Origin of the sequence: Rhizobium sp. Leaf384, from assembly GCF_001424065.1 — a bacterium.
Taxonomy (GTDB): domain Bacteria; phylum Pseudomonadota; class Alphaproteobacteria; order Rhizobiales; family Rhizobiaceae; genus Ferranicluibacter.
Genome location: NZ_LMQE01000001.1, coordinates 1,208,417 through 1,233,667 on the forward strand (window position 1 = coordinate 1,208,417; position 25,251 = coordinate 1,233,667).

Consider the following 25,251-nt stretch of genomic DNA (forward strand, 5'->3'; position numbering starts at 1 on the left):
CCGCGTTCCTATACCAGGTTGTTTCGAACCGCGCAGGCAATCGCTTCCGAGCGCGTCTTGGTCGCCGTCTTACGCATGACACTGGTGATGTAGTTGTTGATGGTATTGCGCGAGATGCCGAGAATGAGGGCGATCTCCTCGCTGGTCTTGCCTTCCGCGATCCAGGAAAGGCACTCGAGCTCGCGCTCGGTCAGGTCGAAGCCGCGCTCGGAGCGCAGCGAGACGTCCTGCGCCAGGCTGGCGAAATAGCCCGTCAGCAGGCCGATGTCGCGCAGGCCCTCGCGCGACAGGATGAGGTCCTGCGGGAACAGCAGCATCAAAGACAGCCGCAGCCGGCCGATGGAAAAGGTGATCGCGCAATACTCGCGGCTGATACCGCGGCTGAGAACGACCTCCTCGGGAAGATGCATGAAGACCGGATGCAGCAGCGAGAGGCACTTCTCCTGCTCGTTGGTCTTTGCGTGGAGGCCCTGCATGACCTGGCCCAGCCGTCTGACCACGTCGAAGGGCCAGTCCGAAACCATGACGAAATCGAGGCCGCTGTCCTGCGACAGGTCGTAGCGCGCCAGGAGATAGTGGCTGGCGCCCACATAGTCCGTCAGTGCTGCCAACGCCTTGTTGAGCTGGCCCCGCGCAGCGTAATCGCCGAGCTTCTCCAGCAGCTGGCGCTTTGCAGCGGGATGACTGGCCGTACCCGTGTGCACCGGCTGGCCCGCATGCGCCGACTGGCCCGCGTGCGCCGATTGGGCTGCGTGCACCGCCTGGCCCGGAGCGGGCATCGCTGTGCGCATCGAGGCGACCGGTAGAGGTCGACCCGCAATCTCCGTATGAAGAGCTTCCATGACATTTTCCCCGTGACGGATCCGTCATGCGACCTGTGCACGCGCACTGCCGAAGGCAGCAAACGCGGCCGGGGATCCGCTTTCCCCGACGAGCACACATCACCATGCGAATCACTATCAAAACTATACAGGCCCGAACTCAAAAAACTACTGCTGGCTTATCGGGATTTACTTTTTGTTAATAACCTGAAGTGATTCGCAAGCAGTGCATTACAGATTCGTCATCGACCGTGAACAAACAGGAACGCTTTTATCAGGTGCTTGGAAAAGCAGGGATTTTTCTAACGCACATGCAGCGCTCGGCCCCGAGAATCGCGACAAATCGCGTTTTTTTGCCGCGCAAGTCGGCGAAAACCGCTGTTCATTCGAGTCATGTGTCGAATCGGATTTGTATTTGCGAAGTCCATGTTGCGCAATTGCATCAAAAACCTTTTGAGCACAATAGAGCGGAGCGGGAAGCAGATTGACGAATAAGAGAAGAACTATACCAGTTTTATAAAGATATTTTCTTAAGATGACACAATCATTTTTCGGGCACCCGGAGTCGAGCCGCTTCTGCAAGCAAGCAAAGCGACCTTTCCACATAAAAAAGTGACCAAATGGTTAAATAGAGGAATCGCCCGCGCGCCGCGTCGACTCCGCGGATACGGAGCGGACTGTTGCAATTGACACAAAGACTCCGATCGGCGCGATCCATGACCTGTCCGAGCCTCCGGAATTGCCCTGCGGCGGCCGTCATTTCTTGAACACCACGCCGCGAGGCCTGAACAAAAAAATCCGCCCGGAAGGCGGATTTTTTTTGCATCGGGGTCTTTCAGGGTCAGGCGGCTTTTTCTGCGACCCATTTGCGCAGAATCTTGGCCGCGCGTTCCTCGTTGATCTCGACCATGCGGGCCAGGCGCCGCTCGGGACCTTCCTTGACGCGGCGGTTGAAATCGCCGCCGTCTTCGCCGAGGCTTAGCAGATCGTCCGTGCTGTCGAAGCCGAAATCGGACCCGAAGCCTTCCATGAGGGCTCCGCCTGCGGCGCCTGCCGGTGCCGGCGAGAAGTCCGGGAGTTCGAGGCCAACAGCCTCGGTTTCCGTCAGAGTGCCCGGGCCGCCGAAGCCCATGGAGCGGGCCAGCGGACGGAGGCCCATCCAGACCACGAGGATGGCGACCGTGATGAAGGCAAGAGCGTTGATGATGCCGCCGAGATTGCGCGTCAACGTTTCCAGAATGCCGGGGCCTTCGACCGGCGTGTCGAGCAGTTCGTTGTTGACGAAATCCATGGCGGTGAGCGTCACCACGTCTCCCCGGGCGGCGTCGATGCCGACGGCGGAGGCGACGATCTTCTGCATCTCGGCCAGGTAGGTATCGATCTTGGCCTGGTCGGCACCCTCGCCGATCATGGCAGCGACGCGGCCGCGATTGACGACGACGGCGACGGAGAGCTTTTCAACCTTGTAGCTGTTCTTGGTGGTCGCGATGGTCTTCGAGTTGATCTCGTAGTTGGTCTGCTCTTCCTTCTTTTCGGCCTGGTCGTTCGACTGCGGACCTGCGCCACCGCTCTTGGGGGCGGCCTGCGGCACGTTCTGCTGAACCGTGGTGGCGTTGTCGGCCTGTTGCTGACTGGACTTCTGCTGTTCCTTCGTGATCCGCGTCGAGCGTTCGACGCGCGATTCCGGATCATAGGTGGTTTCCTGGACCTGCTGCGTGTCGGTATTGAGCTGCGCGGTCACGCTGGAGCGGAAGTTGTCGACGCCGAGGAAGGGCGAAAGGGCCTTGTCGATGTTCTTTTCGATCTCGCCCTGAACGGACTGGACGATGGAGAGCGACTGGCTCATCGCCCCGTTCTGGGGATCGTCGCCCGAGGCCAGAAGCTGGCCGGCGCTGTCGAGAATGGTCACGTCGTCGATGGAGAGGCCGGGAACCGACGAGCCGACGAGATGGCGGATCGAGGCTGCCGCACTGCGACCGATGGTCGAATTGGCCCGGATCATGACGGACGCGGTCGGCTTCTGCTCCGTCTTGCGGAAGCTTCCGCGGTCGGCCATGACGATATGGACGCGGGCGGAGGTGATGCCGGAGATCTGCTGGATGGTGCGGGCAATTTCGCCTTCGAGAGCGCGGACGCGGGTGACTTCCTGCATGAAGGAGGTCAGGCCGAGCGAGCCAACATTGTCGAAGAGTTCATAGCCGGCGTTTGCGCTGTTGGGCAGGCCGCGCTCGGCCAGGAACAGGCGTGCCTTGCCCGTGTTGCCGACCGGCACCTGGACACTCTTGCCGTCGGTGCCGACCTCGAAGGCGATGCCGCCTTCGGCCAAGGCCATCGTGACCTGATTGAGGTCGCCCGACTCCAGATTGACATAGAGCGTCTCGTAGGCGGGCTTGTTGACATAGAACCCGGCTGCCAGAACGAGCCCGATGGTGACCAGAGCCGCCGCCGCCATGGCGATGAGCTTGCCCTGCCCCAGGCTCGTCAAATTTTTCGTGACCGACGAAAGTTGATCTAACAGATTCATTCTGTTTCGCACCCAGTAGCGCACTTCACCATGCGAGATTGCATGGACGAAGCTTCATTGCGCAGTCCCAACATCAGGGTCCGATCGGGGCCGCATCCGGCGAAAACCTTCGCACGTGCAGGCACAGATCCATCTGACCCGTTTGGAGAATAGGACGCGAAGCTTGCGCGAACTTGTCGCTTGCCTGTCGGGTCCGGCCTCGCACCCTGTCGCAAAACGCAGAAAGCGCACCCGCGGCCGAACCGGAGGTGCGCTTTTCAAGGTTGTTTCTGGCAGGGTCCGGATCGGGCTAGAACGCCTCGAAGTCGCCGGCGGCCTCCGTCAGAGGCTGCGAATGACCGTGGCGCAGGCCGTTGGCAAGCGACTTCTGCATGTCGGCCAGCTTCACGAGGTTCAGCGCCGTGGAGATGTCGACCAGCCAGGATTCCGGCAGCGCCGCCGTGATCGTGTCGATGAACTCGGCAAGCCCACGCGTCTTCTGGACGGCCAGATCGATGCCCTGCAGAACCTGGATGCGATGCCCAGCATTGGCCTGCGGGTCGCCGGCCATCTCGCCCAGCATCGGCTCGATCCGCTCGATGAGGTAGGCGACGTCGTGGAGTTCCGAAACGACACGCATCATGACGTCGGGAAGGGCCTCGTCCATATCCCCGGGGATCTCTTTTCGCTCGCTCTGCATATGATGTCCCCTGACCGCGTGCCGGACGGCGCGGTTGCTGATTAAAAGAATTCGATCGAATTGTCTGCGGGCTTGGGAGCCGGGACTGGGCGCTGCTCCTGGGCGACCGTCTTCTGCGTCTCGACGCCGGTCAGGGCGTATTGACGTGCCCGGCCGGTCACCGGCCAGTATTCCAGCTTGCGCCCGTGCTCGCCGCCGGTGCTCTCGCCGACGATGGGAATGCCTTCGTCCTGGAGAAACCGGCGGGCGAACAGGGCGTTCTGCTCACCGACATTGGAAAAGCGCGCAATGGTCTTGGCGCCGCCGAAGATCTTGGCCTCAAGCCGGTCGCGCCGCGCGCCTTTCTTGAGAAGTCCGTTGATCAGCAATTCCATGAGATGAACGCCATATCGCGTGGCGTCTCCTCCCGATGACATCGCCTCGGCGGAACCGGGCAGCAGGAAATGGTTGATGCCGCCCACGCCTGCCACGGGATCGCGCATGCAGGCAGCAACGCAGGAGCCGAGAATGGTCGAGAGAACCACATCCGGATCCGTTACGACCTTATACTCGCCCTGGATGACATGCACACGCTTAACCGCAGCGTCTAGGGTCATTTGAGCGCTCCGAACACGGCTTCGATCGCCGCCCGCATCTTCTCGATGGTGAAGGGCTTTGCCAGGACGTTGTTGGCGCCGAGCGCTGCCGCCTTGGTGACCAGTGCCCGGTCGCCCTGGGCCGTCAACATGATGAAGGCGGCCTTCTTGGTTGCAGGGTTGGTGCGAACAGCCTGCAGCAAGCCGAGACCGTCCATCTTCGGCATGTTGAAGTCGGAGATGACGAGGTGGTGCGGCTGCTGCGCCATGATCTTGGCCCCCTGCTCGCCATCGGCGGCAACGGTGATCTGCTTGAAGCCCAGCTGTTGCAGAGCTTCGCCCAGCAGAAGCCGGCTGGTTACCTGATCGTCGACGATCAGCACTTTGATTTTTTCGGCGATAGACATTATTCAGTTCCTTCCCTTCGGGTCGCGGCGCATTTCAGAACTTCTTCCCCGATGGAGTTGAGGGGCAGTTGCATTTCGACGGCGCCTATTTCGTAGGCCACCCTCGGCATTCCATAGACCACGCAGGTCTTTTCATTCTGGCCGAACGTCCGGGCCCCGGCCTTGCGCATCTTGAGAAGGCCGGAGGCGCCATCGCGCCCCATGCCCGTCAGGATGATGCCAATGCCGTTGCGGCCGGCGAGTTCCGCCACGGAATCAAACAGAACGTCCACGGACGGGCGGTGTCCGTTGACGGGTTCCCGATCGATCAGTCGGCACGTGGGTGCGGACGGATTGACGATCTGGAGGTGGCGATCTCCCCCGGGGGCGAGATAGATCTTGCCGATCTCGAGCTTTGCGCCGTCGAAGGCCTCTTCGACCGTCGGGGCGCAAAGCCGGTTGAGCCGTTCCGAAAAACTCTTCGTGAAGGTGACCGGCATGTGTTGCGTGATCACCGTCGGCGGACAATTCTTCGGAAACTTCTGCAAGACGTTGATCAGGGCCTCCACCCCCCCGGTGGAGGATCCGATGGCGATGATCCGGCGGGCGGCCCGATAGTCGACCGCCGTGGCATTGGTGTTGGCAGCGCTCGGCGCCGCAACCTTGTTGCCGGAGAGGATGAACTTGCGTTGCGAGCGAGCGGCGGCCTTCACCTTTTCGGCAAGGTCGCTGAAGGGGTGCGGATCGCCCGGGAGAGGTTTGCCGACGCAGTCGAAGGCTCCGATCTCGAGCGCAGCCACGGACGCTTCCGCGCCACGATGCGTGAGCGTCGACACCATGATGACCGGCATCGGACGCAGCCGCATGATCTTCTCGAGAAAATCGAGACCGTTCATGTTGGGCATTTCGATGTCGAGCGTGATGACGTCGGGATCGAGGTCCTTGATCGCCTGGCGTGCCTGCAGCGCATCGGCTGCCTGTCCGACCACGCTGACGGCGGGATCGGCATTCAGGATGGCCGTGATGAGACCACGCATCGTGGCACTGTCATCGACGACGAGGACGCGAGCGGGCGCGGTCATCAGCGGCCTCCCCCGTGCTTGCCGGTATAGCGATAGGCGGTGATGCCGATGTTGTCGAACACGGCCTTTGCATCGCCGGAAACGCGCTCGGAATGACCGATGTAGAGGTGCCCGCCGCCGTCCAGCATGGTGGCGAACCGCGACCAGATCTTCATCTGGGTCGGCTCATCGAAGTAGATGACGACGTTGCGGCAGAAGATCACGTCGAAGGGCCCCTTGAACGGCCACTGTGCCATCAGGTTCAGTTCGTTGAAGGTGATCAGCCGTTTGACCTTGTCGTCGATCTGCCACTTCTCGCGACCATTGACCGCGGTCTGCTGAAAGTGCTGCTTGCGCATCTGCGGGGTAACCGTTTCCAGCGCATTGACGTCATAGGCACCGGCGCGGGCAATCGCGAGGATCTTCGGGTCGATATCGGTGGCGAGAATGCGGATGTCGAAATCCGCCGCATTGGGCAGGACCGACAGGATGGTCAGCGCGATCGAATAGGGTTCCTGCCCGTCGGAGCAGGCAGCCGACCAGATGCGGACGCGGCCGCCGGCCTTGGCACGCGCGATCAGGCCCGGCAGCACGGCATCGCGCAAGTGCTCGAAATGGTGGTTCTCGCGGAAGAAGCGCGTGAAATTGGTGGTGAGATGCGACAGCATGTCCCGGCGCTCGGCGGCACCGGCCGGGGACGACACGAGATTGCAGTACTCGCGGAAGCCCCCGAGGCCAAGATTGCGGATGTGTTTCGACAGGCGCGAATAGACGAGCGAGGCCTTGGACTCGTTCAGGTAGATGCCGGCATCGGCGTAGATCATCGCTGCGATCTCGGAAAGATCGCGGCGCGTCAGCGGGTATTCGCCGCTGGCCAAGCACTCGTCGGGCGACGCTTTCGTGTCGAATGCGGCCATTCTGCTCATGCGGCTTCGCTTTCGGTATGAGGAAAGACGGCGTCCAGTTCGATCAGGCAGATCATGCGCTTCTCGATGGCAAGGACACCGCGGGCAAAGGTTCGCTCGAAGTCGGAACTGACATCGGGCGTCGGTTGTATGTTGTCGTTCGTCACGCTCAGAATGTCGGACACCGCCTCGACCAGCAGTCCGACGATCGTCTGTCCGGACTGTGCGACGATGATGACATGCCGAACGGTTGGTTCGGCCGGCTTCATTCCGAGGCGCGCTGCCAGATCGATGATCGGCAGCACGGCGCCCCGCAGGTTGATGACGCCGAGCATGTAGCGCGGCGTATGCGGCATGGGCGTTGCAGGCGTCCAGCCGCGGATCTCGCGCACCGACATGATGTCAACGCAGAACTCCTGGTCACCGATCCTGAAGGCGATCAGTTCGCGGGCACTGCCGGTCATGGTGGCTACGAGCGTCGTCATGGCTTATCCCACAGCGGCCAGAGCGGATTCGAGCTTCAAGGGCTGACCACGGGAGGCCGCGACGACGGCGTCGACATCCAGGATGAGCGCGACGCGCCCGTCACCGAGAATGGTCGCCGCGGCGATGCCCGGCACGTGGGTGTAGTTGGCCTCGAGGCTCTTGATGACCACCTGTCGCTGCCCCTGGATCGCATCGACCATGAGAGCGCGCTGACCGCCGCCTTCCGACTCGACGAGCAGGGCCACACCTTCGACGGGATTGGCCTGGGTTGCCCGGAAATTCAGGATCCGGCCGACATCGACCAGCGGGCAGAAGGAGTTGCGGATCGAGATCAGGCGCTGCGTCGCGCCGAAGGAATGGATGGAGGCGGCATCCGGCTGCAGCGTCTCGACAATCGCGGTCAGCGGCACCACCAGCGTCTGGCTCGCCACCGTGACCACCATGCCGTCCAGGACGGCGAGCGTCAGCGGCAGGCTCATCGTGAAGACGGATCCCTGGCCAGGCTTGGACGAGATGTTGATGCGGCCGCCGAGCGCCTGGATGGACCGCTTGACCACGTCCATGCCCACGCCGCGGCCGGAAAGGTCGGAGACCTTCTCGGCCGTTGAGAAACCGGCATGGAAGATCAGGTTGTCGATTTCCTCGTCCGACAGGTTGGCATCGGCCGCGATCAGATCGTTGTCGATGGCCTTCTGGCGAACGCGTTCGCGGTTGATGCCCGCGCCGTCGTCGGCAAGCTCGATGATGATGCGTCCCGAGCGATGCTTGGCGGTCAGACGGACCGTTCCCTCGGGGTTCTTGCCGAGAGCGACGCGCTTCTCGGGCATTTCCAGGCCGTGATCGACCGCGTTGCGGATCATGTGCGTCAGCGGCTCGGCGAGCTTGTCGATGACGGTCTTGTCGACTTCGGTGTTTTCGCCCTCGGTGATGAGGCGGACCGACTTGCCGGTGATGTCGGCGATTTCCCGGACCGTGCGGGCCATGCGCTGGAAGACCGGCTTCACCGGCTGCGCGCGGATGGCCATGACCGAGTCCTGGATCTCGCGGGTGAGCTGCTGCAGCTCCTCGAGGCCCATGTTGATCGACGACGTGCCGTTGGTGTCGTTTTCGATGACGCTCTGCGACAGCATCGCCTGGTTGATGACAAGCTCGCCGACGAGGTTGATCAGGCGGTCGACGCGGTCGAGATCGACACGGATCGTCTGGCCCGCTGCGGCGGCCTGCTGGGCGCTGGCGGCATTTGCGGCGCTGGCCGGCGCCTGCTTTGCTTCTGCGGCCTTCGCGGCGGCGCTGGCGAGATTGAGAACGTTGCTGGCCGTTTCCAGAGCGTTGGCCGCGGCCTCGCGTTCGCCGGCGGCAATCTGCTCCTCCTCCTCGACCACGCCGAGGGGATGTTCCTGCTCGTCGTCCAGGATGGAAAGATCGAAGGGGACGGCCTGCATCGGCGCTTCGCCATCGACCGCAACAGACTGTTCGCCTTCGGCAAGCTCGGCAACCTCAAGTTCGCAGTCCCATTCGGCGAATTCGAACACGCTGCGGATCGCGTCTTCGCCCTTGTCGGTGCGCAGCGAGATCTTCCAGAAGAAATAGGCATCTTCCGGGTTCATCGCCTCCAGCGGCGGCAGGCTGTCCATGTCGCACAGGATGCTCATCTCGCCGAGGCGCGAGAGGTCGCGCAGGAGCAGCGTCGCCTCGTTGCCCTTGCGGTAGAGGTCGGCATTCGGCTTGAAGGAGATTTCGAAGGTCGGCATCGGTGCCGGCTCGGCCTCGGCCTCGTCGCCGAAATCATCGAACGAAAAGGCAACGGGAACAAAGCCCTGGTCGTTGGGCGCCGCAGCCACGGGTGCCGGTGCGGCCGGCTTGGCGGGCGCAGCCTTGGCAGGTGCGGGCTTGGCTGCCGGCGCCTCGGAAGCGCCCGGGAGCGGCGTTCCATGCGCCAGTGCTTCGAGCTCGCGGATCAGCTGCTTGGACCGCGCTTCGTCGACGCTGCCGCCGTCGCGGGCACAGTTGGTCAGGTCGGCCAGGACGTCGGCCGACTTGAGCATGACCTTCAGGACCTCCTGCGTGGGCTCCAGCTTGTTGGAACGGACGCAGTCCAGCGTCGTCTCGAACACGTGGGCGAACGAGACCAGATCATCCAGGCCAAAGGCGCCGGCACCGCCCTTGATGGAGTGAACGGCCCGGAAGACCGCATTGACCGTTTCCGGATCGCGATCTCCGTCATTCAAACGGAGGAGACCGGATTCCAGTTCTGCGAGCTGTTCTTCACATTCCTGGAAGAAGATCTCTTTGATTTCGTTCATATCCATAGCTGGAATCCTGGCGAGGGTGTTCTTTTAAGCGGTTACGCGCTCGATGGCGTCGATCAGCTTGGTCGGATCGAACGGCTTGACGATCCAGCCTGTCGCTCCGGCCTGGCGGGCGCGGTTCTTCTTTTCCGCATCGCTTTCCGTGGTGAGGACCAGGATCGGAATGGCGCGGTACTTCTCGTTGCGACGAACGCCTTCGATGAATCCGAAGCCGTCGAGGCGGGGCATGTTGATGTCGGTGACGATGACATCGGGGTTGCAGTCTTCGAGAACTTCGAGCCCTTCGATGCCGTCTTCGGCCTGAATAGTTTCGAAACCGGCATTGTTAAGCGTCACGAGGAGCATATTCCGGATGGTCCGGCTATCGTCCACGGTGAGAACCTTCTTCTTCATTTTCAGATCTCCTTCGCCATCAGGTGGTCGACATTGACCCCGATGAGCTGCGTCGTTTTCGTGAAAGCATCCGACACCTTGGAAATGGTGAAGGCGTGTTTGTCCTGTTCCCAGCTCTTGGCGCCGGCCATCAGGACCTGCACGCAGAGGGCGCCGACCCGCTCGACGGCCGAGGCATCGATGACGATGTTGCTGCCACGCATCTCCGTCAGCTTGCTGTGAAGGGCGCTTGCCTCGTTGAGGTCGAGGACCGGCGCGAGATTGAGCGTCTTCGATGCGGCTTTCTTTGGGGCCATCACGGCGCCTTTCCTTGTGTCACCTGGAGGAGATTGACCTGTCGAACGAAACCGTCCCGGCTGCGCGAACCGGCAAAAGCGGTGTCACGCAGGCGGCACGGGCATGGACGCAGAGCGGGGAGCATCGTCATGATCGCCCCCATGCCGACACGCGCCCGAAGGCCATGTCGTCCTCGTCATCGAGAAAGGCTTCCGCCCTCGGCATCCGCGCGGCTACGGCCTGCGGCGGTTGCGGGGCGGCGACCATCGTGTTGGATGCCGCACGTGAACCCGTGCCTGCTGGGCGCAGCGTGAAGCGGCGAATGGTTTCACCGAGCTCGATCGTCACGAGCCGTGCCGTCTGACCGACGCCGTTGGTGTGCTCGGCATCGCTGGTGAGGTCTGCAAGCGCCCGACCGGCCCGGCCGATCTCAAGACGCAGATCCTCGAGGCTCGAGAGATCCTCGCCCGACTGCCGGGCGATGCCGGTGACGGCCGACTGGATGCCGTGAACCTGCTCGACGATGCTGCCGATCGCAGCCTGCGTGCGGCCGACCCGTTCGACGCCGGCGTCGACCTGGGCTTTCGTGCCGGAAACCAGCTGCTTGATTTCGCGCGCGGCATCGCCGGAGCGCTGGGCAAGCGCCCGCACTTCCTGGGCGACGACCGCGAAACCGCGACCGCTTTCGCCTGCACGCGCGGCCTCGATACCGGCATTCAAGGCGAGAAGATTGGTCTGGAAGGCGATTTCATCGATGACGCCGATGATCTGGCCGATCTTCTCGGCCGAGGTTTCGATGTCGGCCATCGCGGCGATCGCAAGGCCTGCGATCTCGCCGCTGCGTTCGACGGAGTGACCGGTTGCAGCAACGGCCTTTTCGGCAGCCGCGCTTTCGCGGGCACTTTCGCGAACACGGGCAACGAGCGCCTCGAGGCGCTCGGCAACCGCATCGAGGGCGACCGCCTCGGATTGGGCCGCCGATCCCAGGCGTTCGGTTCCCTCGGCAAGTGCTGCGCCCGCCGTGGCGGAGGCGGAGATGCCGGTGTCCAGATTGCGCAGGTTCGCCTCGATGGTGTCGAGCGCCGCATCGAGCGACCGGGCGAGCGGAACGGCAGCCTCGGGGACGTCGGCCGGCGTGCGCATGGTAACGTCACCCAGAGACAGGGCGTCGGCAATACCGGTGAAGGCTGCCAGAATTTCGGCTTCGGATGTCGCGCGCGTCTCTGCGAGCTGGCGCTGGTGGGCCTGCCGTTGCTCGTTGAAGCGCAGCGTGACGCCGATTTCCGTGTCGACGAACACGGTCCGCACCAGAGCGGAGACGAGGTCCGTCAGTTCCTGCTGCTTGCCCTTGCCGGTCGACAGCACGGACTTCGGCCAGAATTCCGCGATGGCCGCGAGGATAAGCCGTTCGAGAATGACGCCATGGCCGGCAATCTGCCAGCGGGGATCGAGCCCCATGCGGCTTTCCGCATCGGCCAGAACCTTCACGCGCTCGGCATAGAGGCTGTCGAACCGCGCATCCGTCACCACGCTCCAATGCGAGGTGTGGAGGTCGTGCAGCCGATCGATCTGGCGGTCGCTGGCAAAATGGCGAGACGCTTCGGGAAAGGTCTGAAGACGCTGAAAGAGATCGCGCAAGGCGAGATCGACCTGGGGCTGAAGGGCCTGCCGATGACGGCGGAGAACCTCCGTTTCGCCGGAATCCAGCCCGGCAAACCGCAGGCGCTCGACCAGGCTTCCCGCCTGCGCCCTCCGATTCTGGTCTGCCACCGCTTCCTGTCCCACGCTTGTCCCCGGTCCCAGTCTGTCTCCCGTCAGGATCGATGACCATCACCGCCTGCCGAACGAAAGGAGAGTGTGCGCCTGCGGCGCACGATGATGCCTATTGTCCGAAAACGGGACGAAACCCGTTTACGTCCCATACCGGGTTCAAACCGGCTCGTCGGATCGGCATCATGCCCGGGAGGGGACGCGGGTCCCCACTTCGACGTGTAGGGACCATGTTTATGGTTAATTCGTTGCTTGAAGGTTAACGGCCGACCCCTATTCCACAGAATGCTGAATGATCCCTTGGCAAAGGCCGCAAACGCCTGTGGTTACAGGTTTTCACCCCCCATTCCTCGCAATTGTGGCCTTGTCCGCGCGCGCATAGAAAGAGGTCGCTTCCGGCACGACGTCCGGCCACGAGCGACAGCGTCATGAACGGCGCGATCGGGTCGCTCCGGCAGCGTTTTGTGTCATGTGGAAGGATCCAGCGGCATCATGACGGTGACGCGAAAAGGAAACGGGCAATGATTGTTCTCGGATTGAGCGCCACCCTCATCGCATGCCTGACGCTCGCTGCCATCTCCGCGCTTCTCAACATCGAGGATGGCCGCGTCACGCTGCCCGCCCGGGTTCTCTGACCCATTCCGGGACGATCCGTTCACGCATATTTCCTGCCGGTGAAGATCTAACCCCGGACCCATGCTGCCCTATCTCCTGGTTCATCCATTCGGAAAGGAACCATCCATGGGTATCGAAAGCATCCTCATCTTCCTGCTGATCGGGGCCGTGGCCGGCTGGCTCGCCGGCCTCATCGTGTCCGGCTTCGGCTTCGGCCTCGTCGGCAACATCATCGTCGGCATTCTCGGCGCCTTCATCGCGGGCTGGCTGTTCCCCCGTCTCGGCTTCGGGATCGGCGGCGGCATTCTCGCTGCCATCATCCATGCGACCCTCGGCGCGATCATCCTGCTCGTGCTCATTCGCGTGATCAAGCGGGCCTGAGGACACGATATCGATGACCAGCACGACAGATCCCAAGATCGAATCCGCCCTCGCATCCTTCATCTCCGACCATCCGGAGATCGACAGCCGGGATGCCGCGATTGCCGCCATCCTCGAGAACTGGTTCACGAGCCACGGCTACCTTCCTCATGGCCAGCAAGGCATCCGGCCCGAGGATCTTGACGCATCCAACGACGATTGAACACGCGTTGAACAGGGTTTGGCGACGGGCTCGCAGGGGCGCGTCGCTGCCGTCTGCGTTCGGTCGGGAACGACCGGCATGCGGCGGTGCGAAAACAGGGAAACGGCCAGCCTCATGAGTCTCTCCTCCGTGACCGCCTTTCTTGCCGAGACGGCACCCGACCTCGACGTGATCGTCCTTACGGAAAGCACGGCGACCGTGGCATTGGCGGCCGCCGCGCACGGCGTCGTTCCGGCGCAGATCGCCAAGACCCTGGCGCTCCGGTTGGGAGACGAGGTGATCCTGATCGTCACCGGCGGCGAGGCGCGTCTCGACAACAAGAAATTCAAGGCACGGTTCGGCACCAAGGCCCGCATGCTCGACCTCGCCGACGTCGAAAGCGAAACGGGTCATCCGGTCGGTGGCGTCTGTCCGTTTGGCCTGCCCCGGCCTCTTGCGATCTATTGCGATCTCTCGCTGCGTGCCTTCGATATCGTGGTGCCGGCAGCCGGTGCGATCAACGCCGCGGTGCGGATTTCGCCCGAGCGCATGGCAGAGATCACCGGCGCGACATGGATCGACGTGGCGGCAGCGCCATAAATCGGTGCCATCTGTCTGTCGGTCATGTCCGTTCAGAAAATTCGTTTTCATTCAATGGGATAGAGGACACTCAGGGCGTACGTTCACACGCACATGAGCCATCGCCGGTGCTCGCGCCTTTTTTCAGCCATGGAATGGACAAGAAAATGGCCTTGAAGCGGGGCTCCGACCGATAGCGAGAGAATCAACGCATGAACAGAATAGCCTTGTCGGCTCTGCTGGCGGCATGCGCCGCCACCTCGACGGCCGCCATGGATCAACGGCTTGTTTCCCAATTCCAGAAGCTCGACCCGGCCACTCGGCTGGAGCAGCGCTGCGATACCGAAGCCATGGAGCGCATCAACAAGGACAAGAACACCTATCGTCCTGACAAGGTGATTGCCTATGCCTTCGGCGATCCCGTGACGGCCACGAACACGATCACGGCGCCAGGAGCGGTCTTTCGGAGTGAGGGCGAGTGGTACCGGCTGAAATTCCGCTGCACGACCGGCCCGGATCATATCAACGTGAAATCGTTCAAATACGAGATCGGCAGCCTGATCCCGCACGATGCCTGGGAACGGCACTATCTTTATCCCTGACGGCGGGCATGCCTGACCTCAGGCGCTCCTGACCTCAAGTGCTCCCGACCTCAGGCGCTCCTGAATCCGAGCGGCAGACCTAGTTTGCCGCCCAGAGCATGAGGGTCATCGAAACCGTCAGCAATCCGACAGTGGTCAGAAGTGTGCGCATCATATGCGTCGCCATGTCCTCCACGGCTGCCTCTGGTGCCAGCACCAGGCGGCCGCATTTCCCTTGGTCGATCAGCCATTCTCGCGAAACCACCTCCTCCAGGGTCGATCCGCCGTCCGGGGCTTGGCCCCTTGCGTTCTCCAGCATATCACCCATCCCTTAACAGAACTCGCACATGCAAGACGCTTCCATGATTTAGGTTACTCTAATTCATGGCTTGGCGCTATTGTTCGGGAAGAAATTTTCAGGCCACGGGAATAAGCACAGCTTGACGTGCGTATATGGGGCATGGACGACAGGAAAAGCCCCTTCGATGTCATCGGCCAGCTCGGCGCTCTCCGGCGCTACGCCCGCTCGCTCGTGCGCAATCCGCACGATGCGGAGGATCTGGTGCAGGACGCGCTGATGCGTGCCTATGAGCGTCGACCGACATTCCGCCAGGGTGCCAACCTGCGGACATGGCTGATGTCCGTTCTTCACAACACGCATGTCGACAGCCTGCGCCGCAAACGCTCGCAGACGCGGCGCGCAGAGGAAGCCGCCTTGCTGTCGGAAGGACTGCATCAAGGCGGGGCGGAAGATGTCGTTCGTCTCGCACAGCTGCGCGAGGCCTTCTTCAGCCTTCCCGAAGAGCAGCGCGCAGCCCTGCATCTCGTTGCCCTCGACGAGATGTCCTACCAGGACGCCGCCCGCGTCCTCGACATACCCGTGGGGACGCTGATGTCGCGCCTTTCCCGCGCGCGGGCCCGCCTGCGCGCGTTCGAGGAAGGCCGCGCGCCGACGCACCTCAAGATCGTTGGAGGTACCGACAATGACCATGGCTGATCCGATCCTCGACGGCGACCTGGATGCCTATGTCGACAACCAGCTGACGCCGAAGCGGCGGTTGCAGGTCGAAGCGCATCTGGCCCGAAACCCGGAGGCCGCGGCCCGCGTGATGGGCGATCTGGCATTGCGGGGCGAACTGCGCCTGTCACTGCAGGCGACGGTCGATCCCGGCGGTACGCGCCAGACACGCGACGCGGCCCGGCGCCTCGAAAGCGGCCTGCGCTTTCGAGGTGTCAGCCAGCAGCTGCGGCGGGTGGCCGCCATCGGCCTGCTCGTCGGTGCCGGCTGGGTTGCCAGTACGAGCTTCGGCCCCTTCCAGGTAACGGAAGTCGTGGCATCCGAGCCACCGCCGGCGCATGTCGAGGAGGCTGTGCGGGCCCACCGCACGGCGGAGATCCGCGAGACCATGGCGTCGCAGCCGGAGGTTCACACCTACGACCGCGAGGACATCCGCGCCGCGACCGCCATCGTCATGCCGGCCCTGCCGGACAGCTGGACGGTCGTCGACGTGCAGGTGTTCCCCTCGCGCTTCGGCCCGAGCGTGGAGCTCGCCATCCGCACGCCGGACAAGGTGCAGATGTCCCTCTTTGCCGTTCGCCCGGGGGCCTTCTCGGTTCGACCGGTCAAGACCTACGCGATCGACGGCATCGAGGCGGCGGACTGGCAGATCGGCGACGTCGCCTATGCACTCGTCTCGCCGAAAGGCGATGCCAAGCTGACGCAGACGGCGGAACGCCTCTTCGAATCCCTTTACTGATCTTCGGTCGCCACGCGGCCGGAGGTAATCACATCCCGCATTCCAAAGGAGAACCCCAATGAGCTTCAGCAATCCCGGCCCCCGCTACGGCGCCACGGTCCAAGGCGGCGCCTTCCTTGATCAGGCCCTGCGCCAGCACATGCTCCGGGTCTACAACTACATGGGCCTCGGCCTCGTGGTCACCGGCCTCGTCGCCTTCATCGTCGGCACGACGCCGGCACTCTACGTTCCCATCTTCCAGTCGCCGCTGAAATGGGTCGTGATGCTCGCCCCGCTCGGCTTCGTGCTCTTCATGTCGTTTCGACTGCAGACCCTGTCGGGCGCCGCCGCACAGGCAATGTTCTGGGCCTTCTGCGCCGTGATGGGGCTCTCGCTCGCGTCCGTGTTCCTCGTGTTCACCGAGACGAGCATCGCCCGCACCTTCTTCATCGCTGCGACGATGTTCGGCGCGACCAGCCTCTATGGCTACGTGACGAAGGCCGACCTGTCGAAGATGGGCTCGTTCCTGATGATGGGCCTGATCGGCGTGGTCATCGCCTCGGTCGTCAACATCTTTCTCGGTTCGTCGGCCCTGCAGTTCGCCATCTCGGTCATCGGCATCGTCGTGTTCGTCGGCCTGACGGCTTACGACACGCAGAACATCAAGGAACAGTTCGCCGAGAACATGGATCAGGAATCGCAGCAGAAGCTTGCCGTCTTCGGCGCCCTGTCGCTGTACCTCAACTTCGTCAACATCTTCCAGCTCCTGCTGAACTTCACCGGCGAGCGCGAATAGCGCCATCGCCCGCGCCCCAAGCCTTCCGGCCCGACGGCCGGGAGGACCCGACAACAGTCCTTGCAACCATTGCGTTGCGCACGAGATGACGGAGACACATCACCATGGACAGCAATGACCGCCAGGCAATCGACGGGCTCTTTTCCCGTATTGCCGAGGTCGAGCGTCAATCCGGACCGCTCGACCAGGAGGCCAATGCCTTCATCGGCCAGAAAATCGCCGCCCAGCCGACGGCCCCCTATCTGATGGCACAGACCATCGTGGTCCAGGACCAGGCCCTGGCGGCCGCCGAGCAGCGGATCCAGGAGCTGGAGCACCAGTTTTCGGGCCAGGCGTCGGGCCAGTCTTCGGGCCGCTCGTCCGGCGGACTGCTCTCCAGCCTGTTCGGCGGCGGAAGCCGGGCGGCCCCGGCCCGCGGAGCGGCGCCAGCCAACACCTACGGCCAGCTGTCGCAAGGCGGGTACGGCCAGGTGAACCCCATGGGCCAACCACCCGCAAGCCACCCAGGCGGCCCGGCAACCAGCCCCTGGGGCAACCAGGGTGCGGTTCAGCAGGGCCAGCGGGCCGGCGGCGGCTTCCTGCAGGGCGCCGCGCAGACCGCCATGGGCGTCGCCGGCGGCATGCTCATCGGGAGCGCCATCGGCAGCATGTTCTCCGGAGGCGAGGCAAACGCGGCCGAAACCCCGGCCGGAGCCCCGGCGGACGATGCCGGAGCCGACATGGGCGCCGACGACATGGGAGGGGACGACATGGGCGACATGGATTTTTGATCCCCCAAACGATGTGACGAAACCAGGAGCCGGCCAAACGCCGGCTCTTTTTCGTGCGACCGCGGCTCATTGGGTGGGCCATCCGCCGGAGATGCGGGACAGCAACAGTACCTGCGTCCACTTTGTGGATCACGTTCGGACGGCCGAAGAAAATTGGATGAGGAAAGAAGATGAATGGTGCTGCTAGAGAGATTTGAACTCTCGGCCTCTCCCTTACCAAGGGAGTGCTCTACCCCTGAGCTATAGCAGCACTGAAGACAGCGGCGGCGCGTTGGCGACCGTGTCGGAGCGAGGGCCTATTGCCATAGGTTTTCGGGGAGCGCAAGGCGCGTGTCGCGGTTTTCTTGCGTTTGGGGCATTTGCAGGCGGCGAGCGACACGCCTCGGCTTTCGCGAAACGCGCCGATTCTGTAGGAAGGCGACCGGACGATCCGGCAGGCGCGCCGCGACGCGCGCGCGTCGGGGCCAGCCTTAGGCGTGAGGAAGGGGAGCAGCGACATGAGCGAGGCGGAACGACAGGCCCAGGCCCGGCGGGAGCGGGCGGCGCGGACGTTGCGGGAGAACCTTCAGCGTCGCAAGCAGCAGGGGCGAGCACGCCGTGCGGGCGATGCCGATGACGGCGTGGGCTTGCCGGCCGCCGAATCGCCTCCCGGCGAAGAGACGACGCCTCGGAGCGACCGCGCGGGCGATGGTGACCCTGCGGTGCCCGCTTCGTCCGATCCTGCCGCAAATCCGGACGAATCCTCCACATAATGCGCGGCGTCGGCATCCTCCTGCGCCGATATCGCCTGCGGACCCCCCTCCGCCTTCGCGTCCCCCCGGGGTCGCTTCTCATTTGCGCCGGCTTGCTTTATGGAAGCCGCTTTCCTGCCGACGAACGGCATATCTATCATGCAGGGGCGCTTCAGCCCTGACGAGGACCGATCATGGATCGCATCAGAATTACCGGCGGCAACGAGCTTCACGGGATCATCCCGATTTCCGGCGCCAAGAACGCCGCCCTGCCGCTGATGATCGCATCACTCCTCACCGACGACACGCTGACGCTGGAGAACGTGCCGCATCTTGCCGACGTCGAGCAGCTCATCCGCATCCTCGGCAATCACGGCGCCGACATTTCGGTCAATGGCCGGCGCGAGCGGCAGGGCGAAAGCTATGCGCGCACGATCCATTTCACCTGCCGTAACATCGTGGACACCACGGCGCCCTACGAACTCGTTTCAAAGATGCGCGCGAGCTTCTGGGTCATCGGGCCGCTTCTGGCGCGTGAGGGCAAGGCCCGCGTGTCGCTGCCCGGCGGCTGCGCCATCGGCACCCGGCCGGTCGACTTGTTCATCGAAGGCCTCGCCGCCCTTGGCGCGAACATCGAAATCGACAGCGGCTACATCAATGCGACGGCCCCCACGGGTGGCCTGATCGGCGCGCGCTACGTGTTCCCGAAGGTTTCCGTCGGCGCCACGCACGTCATGATGATGGCGGCAACGCTTGCCAATGGCACGACGACGATCGGCAATGCCGCGCGCGAGCCCGAGGTGGTCGATCTTGCAAACTGCCTGAACGCCATGGGCGCAAAGATCACCGGCGCCGGCACCTCCACCATCACCATCGAGGGCGTCACATCGCTCTCCGGCGCGCGCCACCGGGTGCTGCCCGACCGCATCGAAACCGGGACCTATGCGATGGCCGTGGCAATGACCGGCGGCGACGTCGTGCTGGAAGGCACCGATGCAAGCCTGCTCGACACGGCGCTCGAAGCGATCCGCCGCGCGGGCGCCGAGATCACGCCGACCGAAACCGGCATCCGGGTCTACCGCAACGGCGGCGGCATCAAGCCGGTGGATGTGGTGACGGACCCCTTCCCGGGCTTCCCGACCGACCTGCAGGCGCAGTTCATGGGCCTGATGACGCGTTCCAGCGGCGTTTCGCACATCACCGAGACGATCTTCGAGAACCGGTTCATGCATGTGCAGGAGCTCGCGCGGCTCGGCGCACGGATCACGCTGTCCGGACAGACGGCGAAGATCGAGGGCGTGCCGCGCCTGAAGGGCGCCCCGGTCATGGCAACCGACCTGCGCGCTTCCGTGTCGCTCGTCATTGCGGGCCTGGTGGCCGAAGGCGACACGATGGTGTCGCGCGTCTATCATCTGGATCGCGGCTTCGAGCGACTGGAAGAGAAGCTCACGCGCTGCGGCGCGATCGTCGAGCGCGTGACCGACTGATGCCGTGCGGGTCGCGGCCCGTTGCGCAAGCCGCGGCCGCGACCTATCTCTGCTGTGGATGACGGAACCCGGCGGTCCGGAAGCCGGATTGCAGCCGGATTGCAGACGACACCGCAGAAGCCCGTTCGCCCAAGGTGCGCTCGCACAGGCGGATCCCGGGCAGGATCTCACTCGCAGGATCGTGCAGTACAGGCAGGATCTGACAGGCAGGACCTTATGGACGCATTGAAGCTCATGGCGCTTGACGCCCAGGACCTCGAGATCCTTTCCGCGCATGTGCAGGATGCGGTCTTCAAGGTCGAGGGCATATCCTACACGCCCCGGACCGGCAGCTTCGCCCTGGTGGTGAACCGCTTCGTCTGGGAAAAGACGGTGGGGGGCGAGCCGGCGCTTTCCAAGAAGAAGACCAACGAGCGCCGCCGTGCCGTGATCGGGTTCCACCGGGTCACCTCCGTGCGCTCCATCGGCGTTGCGAGGACGGACCCGGATGCCGTGCTGTCGCTGCTCGCGCTGCGCTTCCAGCCCCAGGGCGAAGGCCCGGACGGCGTGCTGGAACTGGTTCTCGCCGGCGATGCGACGATCGCGCTGAATGTGGAATGTATCGAGGTACAGCTTGCGGACACGGGCGGGGCATGGGAAACCGCTTTCAGGCCGCACCATCCGGAAAGCTGAGACGGTGCCGGCCGGCGCTTGACGCGGGCCGAGCCGATCCCGGCTGCAGACCCGTCTTGCGTCTGCAGCTTGCCTCCCGGACCGCGCGCCCCGACGTTTCGTCTTGGGTCGCCCGCGGCCCGACATGATGTCCGCCGACAGGAAGGATAAAGACCCAGTGGCCATTCGCCTCGATCACCGCGCTTCCGATTTCGAGGCCGCTTTTGCGGCTTTTCTCACCACCAAGCGGGAGGTCTCCGAGGATGTCGACCTTGCCGTGCGCCGGATCATCGCAGACGTGCGCGCCCGGGGCGATACGGCTCTGTCCGAGTATACGCTGACATGGGACAAGCTCGACCATGCCACGACGGCCATGGCCGTTTCTGCCGAGGAAGTGGATGCCGCCATCGAGGCCGTGCCGTCCGAGGTGCTGGGCGCGCTGAAGGTCGCCGCCGTGCGGATCGAGGCGCACCATGCCCGGCAGCTGCCGAAGGACGATATCTATACCGATGCCATGGGCGTCGGTCTCGGCTCGCGATGGACGCCGATCGATGCGGTCGGCCTCTATGTTCCCGGCGGAACGGCAAGCTATCCGAGCTCGGTGCTGATGAATGCCCTGCCGGCGAAGGTCGCCGGCGTTCCGCGCGTGGTCATGGTCGTGCCGGCGCTGGCGGGCAACATCAATCCCGCCGTGCTCGCCGCGGCCCGGATGGCCGGCGTGTCCGAGATCTACCGGATCGGCGGCGCACAAGCCATCGCCGCCCTTGCCTATGGCACGGCGACGATCGCACCGGTCGCCAAGATCATGGGTCCGGGCAATGCCTATGTCGCCGCCGCAAAGCGGCAGGTTTTCGGCACGGTCGGCATCGACATGATCGCCGGGCCTTCCGAAGTCCTGGTGATTGCCGACAAGGACAATGATCCGAGCTGGATCGCAGCCGATCTGCTGGCGCAGGCGGAGCACGATTCCGGCGCGCAATCGATCCTCATCACCGACGATGCCGATCTTGCCGATGCGGTCGAGCGCGCCGTGGAGCGGCAGCTCGCCACCCTGCCACGCGCGGAGACGGCACGCAGCAGCTGGCGCGATTTCGGCGCGATCATCCTTGTCGAGGACCTTGCCCACGCGCCGGATCTCGCCAACCGGATCGCCGCCGAGCATCTGGAACTCGCTTTGGCCGATGCGGACGCAATGATCCCGCAGATCCGCAATGCGGGCGCGATCTTCATCGGACGCTACACGCCCGAGGTCATCGGCGACTATGTCGGCGGCTCCAACCATGTCCTGCCAACGGCGCGTTCGGCGCGGTTCTCCTCCGGCCTCGGCGTGCTCGACTACATGAAGCGCACTTCGATTCTCAGGCTTGGCGCAGACCAGCTGCGCGACCTCGGCCCGGCGGCAATCGCGCTTGCGCGCGCCGAGGGTCTGGAGGCCCACGCCCGCTCGGTGGCGATCCGCCTGAACCTCGGAGAGGCGGGATGAGCGAGGGGCCCGCTTTTCGCCTCTGCGACGTCGTGCTGGACGAGACGATCGGCCGCTCGACGCCCGATGTGGAGCATGAGCGGGCCGTGGCCATCTTCGACCTGATCGAGGAAAACAGCTTCGAGCCGATTGGCCATGAGGGCGGGCCCTATTGCCTGAAACTGTCGCTGATGGACAGCAAGCTCGTGCTCCACGTGAGCACGCAGGCCGGCTCCGACGTGATCACCCATATTCTGTCGCTGACGCCGTTCCGCCGCATCGTGCGGGACTATTTCATGATCTGCGAAAGCTATTACGCCGCCATCCGCAGTGCGACGCCCAGCCAGATCGAGGCGATCGACATGGGGCGGCGCGGCATCCACAACGAGGGATCGCAGACGCTGATGGATCGCCTTTCGGGCAAGATCAGGCTCGACTTCGACACGGCGCGCCGGCTCTTTACCCTCGTCTGCGTGCTCTACTGGCGGGGATAGGCGATGGCGCCGGGGCTTGAACCGCGAGACGACGGCGCCGGTCCTCCCCGATCGGTGCTGTTCATGTGCGGCATGAATGCCATCCGCTCGCCCATGGCCGAGGTGCTGGCGAAGGCGCTTCTGCCGGCCGGCACCTATATCGCATCGGCCGGCGTCAAGACCGGAGAGCGTGACCCGTTCGTCGATGTCGTGCTGGACGAGCTGGGCCTGACCGCCGGTCGCCATGAACCGCACACGCTGGATCAGCTCGAGGATGACTATTTCGACATGATCGTAACCCTGGCGCCGGAAGCGCATCACCGCGCCCTCGAGCTGACCCGCTCGATGGCGGTCGATGTGGAATACTGGCCAACGGCGGACCCCACAGCCGCCATCGGCACGCGCGACCAGATCGTCGGGGCCTATCGCGACGTCCGCGACCATCTGGAGAGCCTCATCCGGCATCGTTTGCTTGGACAATCGCCGCGCAAGATGCCATAGAGCGGGTCACGCGCAGCCGCGCATGCGGGAACAGGCGTTCTCCGGCGGCGGCACGGACCCTCGTCGACGCCATCGTGCCCGGCCTGCAGCGTCGAAAGACGCCGTGTAGCCGTTGCCGAATCCCTGGCTGATGACGGAAAGATCGAAAACCGGAACGCCGCTGTTCACAAACGGACGGTGATTGTGTAGTTTCCGGCAAATTTTTTAAAGAGGCCCAGTGCCTTCATGAAACTCGGAAAGACAAATCGTCAATGGCGAAAGAAGAAGTCCTCGAATTCCCGGGCGTCGTAACCGAACTGCTCCCCAATGCGACGTTTCGCGTCAAGCTGGAGAACGAACACGAAATCATCGCCCACACGGCCGGCCGCATGCGCAAGAACCGCATCCGCGTTCTTGCCGGCGACAAGGTGCTCGTGGAAATGACCCCCTACGACCTGACCAAGGGCCGCATCACCTACCGCTTCAAGTAAGGCACGCGCCAAGCCGGATCCGGCCGTGGCGTCGCCATGTTCTGTCGGGACAGAGATCCGGTCCGATCGTGGACGATCCCGACAGGTGCTGCCAGCCCCTGCCCGGCAGACCGGCGCTACAGGGCCGAATGCGTGGCTCGGGTGAGGACGGTCATTGCCGACCCGGCTGGTCCGGATCCGGCATCGACGCCGCCCGGCACCCTGCTGCAGGGCCTTGTCCACAAGACCGGTTCCGGCCGGGAGATCCTTGCGCAGAGATCCGGGAACGACAGACGATGGCAAACGATCAGACGCTTATTCTGGCATCCGGCTCGCCCCGCCGCGTCGAGCTGCTGGCACAGGTCGGCATCGAGCCTAGGCGGTTGATGCCGATGGATCTCGACGAGACGCCAAGGCGGACGGAGCATCCGCGCTCGCTGGCCTGGCGGCTTTCGTCCGAGAAGGCGCGGGCGGCGGCGGCAGCGCTGAAGGGCATGGACGAGGCGCGCGGCGCCTATCTCCTGGCCGCCGACACCGTCGTCAGCGTCGGCCGACGCATTCTACAGAAACCCGAAAGCCTTGGAGAGGCCACGGCGGCCCTGACGCTTCTCTCCGGCCGTAGCCATCGCGTCTATACCGGCATCTGCCTGATCACGCCGGACGGCTCCGTTCGGCAGAAGGTCGTCGATACCAAGGTGCGGTTCCGCCGCCTGACCTCGCACGATATCGAAAGCTACCTTGCCTCCGGCCAGTGGCGCGGCAAGGCAGGCGGCTACGCCATCCAGGGGATTGCCGGGAGCTTTGTCGTCAAGCTCGTCGGCTCCTATTCCAATGTCGTCGGCCTGCCCCTGACGGAAACCGTCGCCCTCCTCTCCGGCGAGGGCTTCAACGTGCATGATGCCTGGCTTGAAGGATGACAGCATGAGCAGCGACACCCCGAAAACGCCAGGCGGCCGCAAGACCCAGGACGAAGCGGCAACCGACGGCGGCGCCCAGCCCAAGCCGGCCTCCAATGTCGCGCCGCTGCGCAAGACCGTGCCCTGCCCGGAATGCGGCCGCCCGTCCCACCGCGAGCACTATCCCTTCTGCTCCAACCGCTGCCGCGACCTTGATCTCAGCCGCTGGCTGACCGGCGCCTACGCCATCCCCGTTTCGCAGGACGAGGACAATCCCGACGACACGCTGCAGAGCGGCGTCCGCAACGACGAATAGCCGACCGCTTAAGGAAAAGGCCAACGCCGGGATGCCGGGATGGCAGCAATGCCGCCGTGCCCAGTGGCTCGCTCTAAAGCGTCTTGTTTGGGTGCATGTCGTTTCCCGAACCCGCTGCACACGTTCGGGCGACCTGCATGAGCCCGGCTGGGAGCGCAGGCACCGTGCCGGCCGCCGATCCAGCGTCCTGCTGCCGCTTTGGGCGCTTCGGCCGCCGTGATAAGCGCAGCTCTATCAACAGGTTGTTCCGCAAACGAATTTTCTGTCAGAAAAACGCCATCTGCGGCTGGACACCTCCGAACAAGATGTTATAACCCCGCTCGCTTCCCGGGGAAAACCAAAGCCCCACGGTCTCAAAGGCCTTCGAAGCCGGTATGCCCGGATAGCTCAGTTGGTAGAGCAGCGGATTGAAAATCCGCGTGTCGGTGGTTCAAATCCGCCTCCGGGCACCATATCGCTAT

30 protein-coding genes and 2 tRNA genes are annotated in these 25,251 nt (G+C 63.8%); 18 read left to right on the forward strand and 14 right to left on the reverse strand.

Annotated elements, in window-relative coordinates; all coding sequences use genetic code 11:
* Positions 1-8: 8 nt before the first annotated feature.
* The 12 genes from ASG25_RS05555 to ASG25_RS05610 form a co-directional block, all read right to left on the reverse strand.
* Positions 9-842, reverse strand: coding sequence for a helix-turn-helix transcriptional regulator (locus ASG25_RS05555; RefSeq protein ID WP_244475156.1), 834 nt, complete (start codon positions 840-842; stop codon positions 9-11).
* Positions 843-1,662: 820 nt separating this feature from the next.
* A complete protein-coding gene (fliF, locus tag ASG25_RS05560) occupies positions 1,663-3,345 on the reverse strand; it encodes a flagellar basal-body MS-ring/collar protein FliF (RefSeq protein WP_062470344.1) in 1,683 nt (560 codons plus the stop codon).
* Positions 3,346-3,634: 289 nt separating this feature from the next.
* Complete coding sequence (locus tag ASG25_RS05565) at positions 3,635-4,024, reverse strand: hypothetical protein (protein ID WP_062470347.1); 390 nt, start codon at positions 4,022-4,024, stop codon at positions 3,635-3,637.
* A gap of 41 nt (positions 4,025-4,065) precedes the next feature.
* On the reverse strand, positions 4,066-4,620 hold the full coding sequence (gene cheD, locus ASG25_RS05570) for a chemoreceptor glutamine deamidase CheD (protein ID WP_062470351.1): 555 nt from the start codon (positions 4,618-4,620) through the stop codon (positions 4,066-4,068).
* Positions 4,617-5,006 (reverse strand): response regulator, encoded by a 390-nt coding sequence (locus tag ASG25_RS05575; RefSeq protein ID WP_062470356.1) that lies wholly within the window; start codon positions 5,004-5,006, stop codon positions 4,617-4,619. The genes cheD and ASG25_RS05575 overlap by 4 nt, the downstream gene beginning before the upstream one ends.
* Positions 5,006-6,067 carry a chemotaxis response regulator protein-glutamate methylesterase gene (locus ASG25_RS05580; protein WP_062470359.1) on the reverse strand — a complete coding sequence of 354 codons (1,062 nt, stop codon included), beginning with the start codon at positions 6,065-6,067 and terminating at the stop codon, positions 5,006-5,008. Before ASG25_RS05580 ends, ASG25_RS05575 begins: the two co-directional genes overlap by 1 nt.
* Positions 6,067-6,972 (reverse strand): protein-glutamate O-methyltransferase CheR, encoded by a 906-nt coding sequence (gene cheR / locus ASG25_RS05585; RefSeq protein WP_062470365.1) that lies wholly within the window; start codon positions 6,970-6,972, stop codon positions 6,067-6,069. Before cheR ends, ASG25_RS05580 begins: the two co-directional genes overlap by 1 nt.
* Positions 6,969-7,436 carry a chemotaxis protein CheW gene (locus ASG25_RS05590; protein ID WP_062470371.1) on the reverse strand — a complete coding sequence of 156 codons (468 nt, stop codon included), beginning with the start codon at positions 7,434-7,436 and terminating at the stop codon, positions 6,969-6,971. The genes cheR and ASG25_RS05590 overlap by 4 nt, the downstream gene beginning before the upstream one ends.
* A gap of 3 nt (positions 7,437-7,439) precedes the next feature.
* Positions 7,440-9,746 carry a chemotaxis protein CheA gene (locus ASG25_RS05595; protein WP_062470375.1) on the reverse strand — a complete coding sequence of 769 codons (2,307 nt, stop codon included), beginning with the start codon at positions 9,744-9,746 and terminating at the stop codon, positions 7,440-7,442.
* A gap of 27 nt (positions 9,747-9,773) precedes the next feature.
* A complete protein-coding gene (gene cheY1, locus ASG25_RS05600; RefSeq protein WP_062470377.1) occupies positions 9,774-10,139 on the reverse strand; it encodes a chemotaxis response regulator CheY1 in 366 nt (121 codons plus the stop codon).
* A 2-nt stretch (positions 10,140-10,141) separates the two neighbouring features.
* Positions 10,142-10,435, reverse strand: a complete 294-nt coding sequence (locus ASG25_RS05605; protein WP_062470379.1) for an STAS domain-containing protein — start codon at positions 10,433-10,435, stop codon at positions 10,142-10,144.
* Between the two features lie 127 nt (positions 10,436-10,562).
* Positions 10,563-12,200: a globin-coupled sensor protein gene (locus ASG25_RS05610; RefSeq protein ID WP_082479919.1), complete on the reverse strand. Its 1,638-nt coding sequence runs from the start codon at positions 12,198-12,200 to the stop codon at positions 10,563-10,565.
* A 726-nt stretch (positions 12,201-12,926) separates the two neighbouring features.
* Between ASG25_RS05610 and ASG25_RS05615 the strand changes: the two genes are divergently transcribed.
* From ASG25_RS05615 to ASG25_RS05630, 4 genes are all read left to right on the forward strand, one after another.
* Entirely contained in the window at positions 12,927-13,181 is a 255-nt protein-coding gene (locus tag ASG25_RS05615) for a GlsB/YeaQ/YmgE family stress response membrane protein (protein WP_062472260.1), read from the forward strand.
* 13 nt (positions 13,182-13,194) lie between these two features.
* The gene (locus tag ASG25_RS05620; protein ID WP_062470381.1) at positions 13,195-13,383 is read left to right on the forward strand and encodes a hypothetical protein; all 189 of its coding nucleotides are present in this window, start codon (positions 13,195-13,197) and stop codon (positions 13,381-13,383) included.
* 114 nt (positions 13,384-13,497) lie between these two features.
* Positions 13,498-13,962, forward strand: coding sequence for a YbaK/EbsC family protein (locus ASG25_RS05625; RefSeq protein WP_062472264.1), 465 nt, complete (start codon positions 13,498-13,500; stop codon positions 13,960-13,962).
* A 191-nt stretch (positions 13,963-14,153) separates the two neighbouring features.
* Positions 14,154-14,543 (forward strand): DUF930 domain-containing protein, encoded by a 390-nt coding sequence (locus tag ASG25_RS05630; RefSeq protein ID WP_062470383.1) that lies wholly within the window; start codon positions 14,154-14,156, stop codon positions 14,541-14,543.
* A 79-nt stretch (positions 14,544-14,622) separates the two neighbouring features.
* Here the strand turns inward: ASG25_RS05630 and ASG25_RS05635 are convergent, their stop codons facing one another.
* Positions 14,623-14,841 (reverse strand): hypothetical protein, encoded by a 219-nt coding sequence (locus ASG25_RS05635; protein WP_156379599.1) that lies wholly within the window; start codon positions 14,839-14,841, stop codon positions 14,623-14,625.
* A gap of 141 nt (positions 14,842-14,982) precedes the next feature.
* On the opposite strand from ASG25_RS05635, the gene ASG25_RS05640 reads away from it, so the two are divergent.
* The 4 genes from ASG25_RS05640 (at position 14,983) to ASG25_RS05655 (ending at position 17,824) form a co-directional block, all read left to right on the forward strand.
* Positions 14,983-15,519 carry a sigma-70 family RNA polymerase sigma factor gene (locus tag ASG25_RS05640; protein ID WP_062470389.1) on the forward strand — a complete coding sequence of 179 codons (537 nt, stop codon included), beginning with the start codon at positions 14,983-14,985 and terminating at the stop codon, positions 15,517-15,519.
* The gene (locus ASG25_RS05645) at positions 15,506-16,279 is read left to right on the forward strand and encodes a zf-HC2 domain-containing protein (protein WP_062470392.1); all 774 of its coding nucleotides are present in this window, start codon (positions 15,506-15,508) and stop codon (positions 16,277-16,279) included. Before ASG25_RS05640 ends, ASG25_RS05645 begins: the two co-directional genes overlap by 14 nt.
* A gap of 58 nt (positions 16,280-16,337) precedes the next feature.
* Positions 16,338-17,054 carry a Bax inhibitor-1/YccA family protein gene (locus ASG25_RS05650; protein ID WP_062470395.1) on the forward strand — a complete coding sequence of 239 codons (717 nt, stop codon included), beginning with the start codon at positions 16,338-16,340 and terminating at the stop codon, positions 17,052-17,054.
* Positions 17,055-17,158: 104 nt separating this feature from the next.
* A complete protein-coding gene (locus tag ASG25_RS05655; RefSeq protein ID WP_062470399.1) occupies positions 17,159-17,824 on the forward strand; it encodes a DUF2076 domain-containing protein in 666 nt (221 codons plus the stop codon).
* Positions 17,825-17,999: 175 nt separating this feature from the next.
* On the opposite strand, the gene ASG25_RS05660 is transcribed toward ASG25_RS05655, so the two are convergent.
* A tRNA-Thr gene (locus ASG25_RS05660) sits at positions 18,000-18,074 on the reverse strand.
* 247 nt (positions 18,075-18,321) lie between these two features.
* Here ASG25_RS05660 and ASG25_RS23390 point away from each other — a divergent pair.
* From ASG25_RS23390 to ASG25_RS05710, 10 genes are all read left to right on the forward strand, one after another.
* Entirely contained in the window at positions 18,322-18,576 is a 255-nt protein-coding gene (locus tag ASG25_RS23390; protein WP_062470402.1) for a hypothetical protein, read from the forward strand.
* 173 nt (positions 18,577-18,749) lie between these two features.
* Positions 18,750-20,042: a UDP-N-acetylglucosamine 1-carboxyvinyltransferase gene (gene murA, locus ASG25_RS05670; RefSeq protein WP_062470405.1), complete on the forward strand. Its 1,293-nt coding sequence runs from the start codon at positions 18,750-18,752 to the stop codon at positions 20,040-20,042.
* Positions 20,043-20,258: 216 nt separating this feature from the next.
* Positions 20,259-20,714: a DUF2948 family protein gene (locus ASG25_RS05675; protein ID WP_062470408.1), complete on the forward strand. Its 456-nt coding sequence runs from the start codon at positions 20,259-20,261 to the stop codon at positions 20,712-20,714.
* A gap of 157 nt (positions 20,715-20,871) precedes the next feature.
* Positions 20,872-22,176, forward strand: coding sequence for a histidinol dehydrogenase (gene hisD / locus ASG25_RS05680; RefSeq protein WP_062470411.1), 1,305 nt, complete (start codon positions 20,872-20,874; stop codon positions 22,174-22,176).
* Positions 22,173-22,649: a UPF0262 family protein gene (locus ASG25_RS05685; RefSeq protein ID WP_062470414.1), complete on the forward strand. Its 477-nt coding sequence runs from the start codon at positions 22,173-22,175 to the stop codon at positions 22,647-22,649. The genes hisD and ASG25_RS05685 overlap by 4 nt, the downstream gene beginning before the upstream one ends.
* Before the next feature lie 3 nt (positions 22,650-22,652).
* Positions 22,653-23,129 (forward strand): low molecular weight phosphatase family protein, encoded by a 477-nt coding sequence (locus ASG25_RS05690; RefSeq protein WP_062470415.1) that lies wholly within the window; start codon positions 22,653-22,655, stop codon positions 23,127-23,129.
* Positions 23,130-23,380: 251 nt separating this feature from the next.
* On the forward strand, positions 23,381-23,599 hold the full coding sequence (gene infA, locus ASG25_RS05695; protein WP_004435948.1) for a translation initiation factor IF-1: 219 nt from the start codon (positions 23,381-23,383) through the stop codon (positions 23,597-23,599).
* Between the two features lie 275 nt (positions 23,600-23,874).
* Positions 23,875-24,495, forward strand: a complete 621-nt coding sequence (locus tag ASG25_RS05700) for a Maf-like protein (protein ID WP_062470418.1) — start codon at positions 23,875-23,877, stop codon at positions 24,493-24,495.
* A gap of 4 nt (positions 24,496-24,499) precedes the next feature.
* A complete protein-coding gene (gene yacG / locus ASG25_RS22140) occupies positions 24,500-24,790 on the forward strand; it encodes a DNA gyrase inhibitor YacG (protein WP_082479921.1) in 291 nt (96 codons plus the stop codon).
* A 376-nt stretch (positions 24,791-25,166) separates the two neighbouring features.
* Positions 25,167-25,242 (forward strand) — tRNA-Phe (locus tag ASG25_RS05710).
* Positions 25,243-25,251 lie beyond the last annotated feature (9 nt).

Coding starts and splice junctions, on each gene's coding strand:
- yacG (WP_082479921.1), top strand. CDS start 24,500: ATGAGCAGCGACACCCCGAAAACGCCAGGCGGCCGCAAGACCCAGGAC.
- cheD (WP_062470351.1), bottom strand. CDS start 4,620: ATGACCCTAGACGCTGCGGTTAAGCGTGTGCATGTCATCCAGGGCGAG.
- ASG25_RS05700 (WP_062470418.1), top strand. CDS start 23,875: ATGGCAAACGATCAGACGCTTATTCTGGCATCCGGCTCGCCCCGCCGC.
- ASG25_RS05565 (WP_062470347.1), bottom strand. CDS start 4,024: ATGCAGAGCGAGCGAAAAGAGATCCCCGGGGATATGGACGAGGCCCTT.
- ASG25_RS05645 (WP_062470392.1), top strand. CDS start 15,506: ATGACCATGGCTGATCCGATCCTCGACGGCGACCTGGATGCCTATGTC.
- ASG25_RS05595 (WP_062470375.1), bottom strand. CDS start 9,746: ATGGATATGAACGAAATCAAAGAGATCTTCTTCCAGGAATGTGAAGAA.
- ASG25_RS05640 (WP_062470389.1), top strand. CDS start 14,983: ATGGACGACAGGAAAAGCCCCTTCGATGTCATCGGCCAGCTCGGCGCT.
- ASG25_RS05690 (WP_062470415.1), top strand. CDS start 22,653: ATGGCGCCGGGGCTTGAACCGCGAGACGACGGCGCCGGTCCTCCCCGA.
- ASG25_RS05580 (WP_062470359.1), bottom strand. CDS start 6,067: ATGACCGCGCCCGCTCGCGTCCTCGTCGTCGATGACAGTGCCACGATG.
- ASG25_RS05575 (WP_062470356.1), bottom strand. CDS start 5,006: ATGTCTATCGCCGAAAAAATCAAAGTGCTGATCGTCGACGATCAGGTA.
- cheR (WP_062470365.1), bottom strand. CDS start 6,972: ATGAGCAGAATGGCCGCATTCGACACGAAAGCGTCGCCCGACGAGTGC.
- ASG25_RS05615 (WP_062472260.1), top strand. CDS start 12,927: ATGGGTATCGAAAGCATCCTCATCTTCCTGCTGATCGGGGCCGTGGCC.
- ASG25_RS05655 (WP_062470399.1), top strand. CDS start 17,159: ATGGACAGCAATGACCGCCAGGCAATCGACGGGCTCTTTTCCCGTATT.
- murA (WP_062470405.1), top strand. CDS start 18,750: ATGGATCGCATCAGAATTACCGGCGGCAACGAGCTTCACGGGATCATC.
- ASG25_RS05625 (WP_062472264.1), top strand. CDS start 13,498: ATGAGTCTCTCCTCCGTGACCGCCTTTCTTGCCGAGACGGCACCCGAC.
- ASG25_RS05675 (WP_062470408.1), top strand. CDS start 20,259: ATGGACGCATTGAAGCTCATGGCGCTTGACGCCCAGGACCTCGAGATC.
- infA (WP_004435948.1), top strand. CDS start 23,381: ATGGCGAAAGAAGAAGTCCTCGAATTCCCGGGCGTCGTAACCGAACTG.
- ASG25_RS05630 (WP_062470383.1), top strand. CDS start 14,154: ATGAACAGAATAGCCTTGTCGGCTCTGCTGGCGGCATGCGCCGCCACC.
- ASG25_RS05620 (WP_062470381.1), top strand. CDS start 13,195: ATGACCAGCACGACAGATCCCAAGATCGAATCCGCCCTCGCATCCTTC.
- ASG25_RS05635 (WP_156379599.1), bottom strand. CDS start 14,841: ATGCTGGAGAACGCAAGGGGCCAAGCCCCGGACGGCGGATCGACCCTG.
- ASG25_RS05605 (WP_062470379.1), bottom strand. CDS start 10,435: ATGGCCCCAAAGAAAGCCGCATCGAAGACGCTCAATCTCGCGCCGGTC.
- cheY1 (WP_062470377.1), bottom strand. CDS start 10,139: ATGAAGAAGAAGGTTCTCACCGTGGACGATAGCCGGACCATCCGGAAT.
- ASG25_RS05650 (WP_062470395.1), top strand. CDS start 16,338: ATGAGCTTCAGCAATCCCGGCCCCCGCTACGGCGCCACGGTCCAAGGC.
- ASG25_RS05685 (WP_062470414.1), top strand. CDS start 22,173: ATGAGCGAGGGGCCCGCTTTTCGCCTCTGCGACGTCGTGCTGGACGAG.
- fliF (WP_062470344.1), bottom strand. CDS start 3,345: ATGAATCTGTTAGATCAACTTTCGTCGGTCACGAAAAATTTGACGAGC.
- ASG25_RS05555 (WP_244475156.1), bottom strand. CDS start 842: ATGGAAGCTCTTCATACGGAGATTGCGGGTCGACCTCTACCGGTCGCC.
- ASG25_RS23390 (WP_062470402.1), top strand. CDS start 18,322: ATGAGCGAGGCGGAACGACAGGCCCAGGCCCGGCGGGAGCGGGCGGCG.
- ASG25_RS05590 (WP_062470371.1), bottom strand. CDS start 7,436: ATGACGACGCTCGTAGCCACCATGACCGGCAGTGCCCGCGAACTGATC.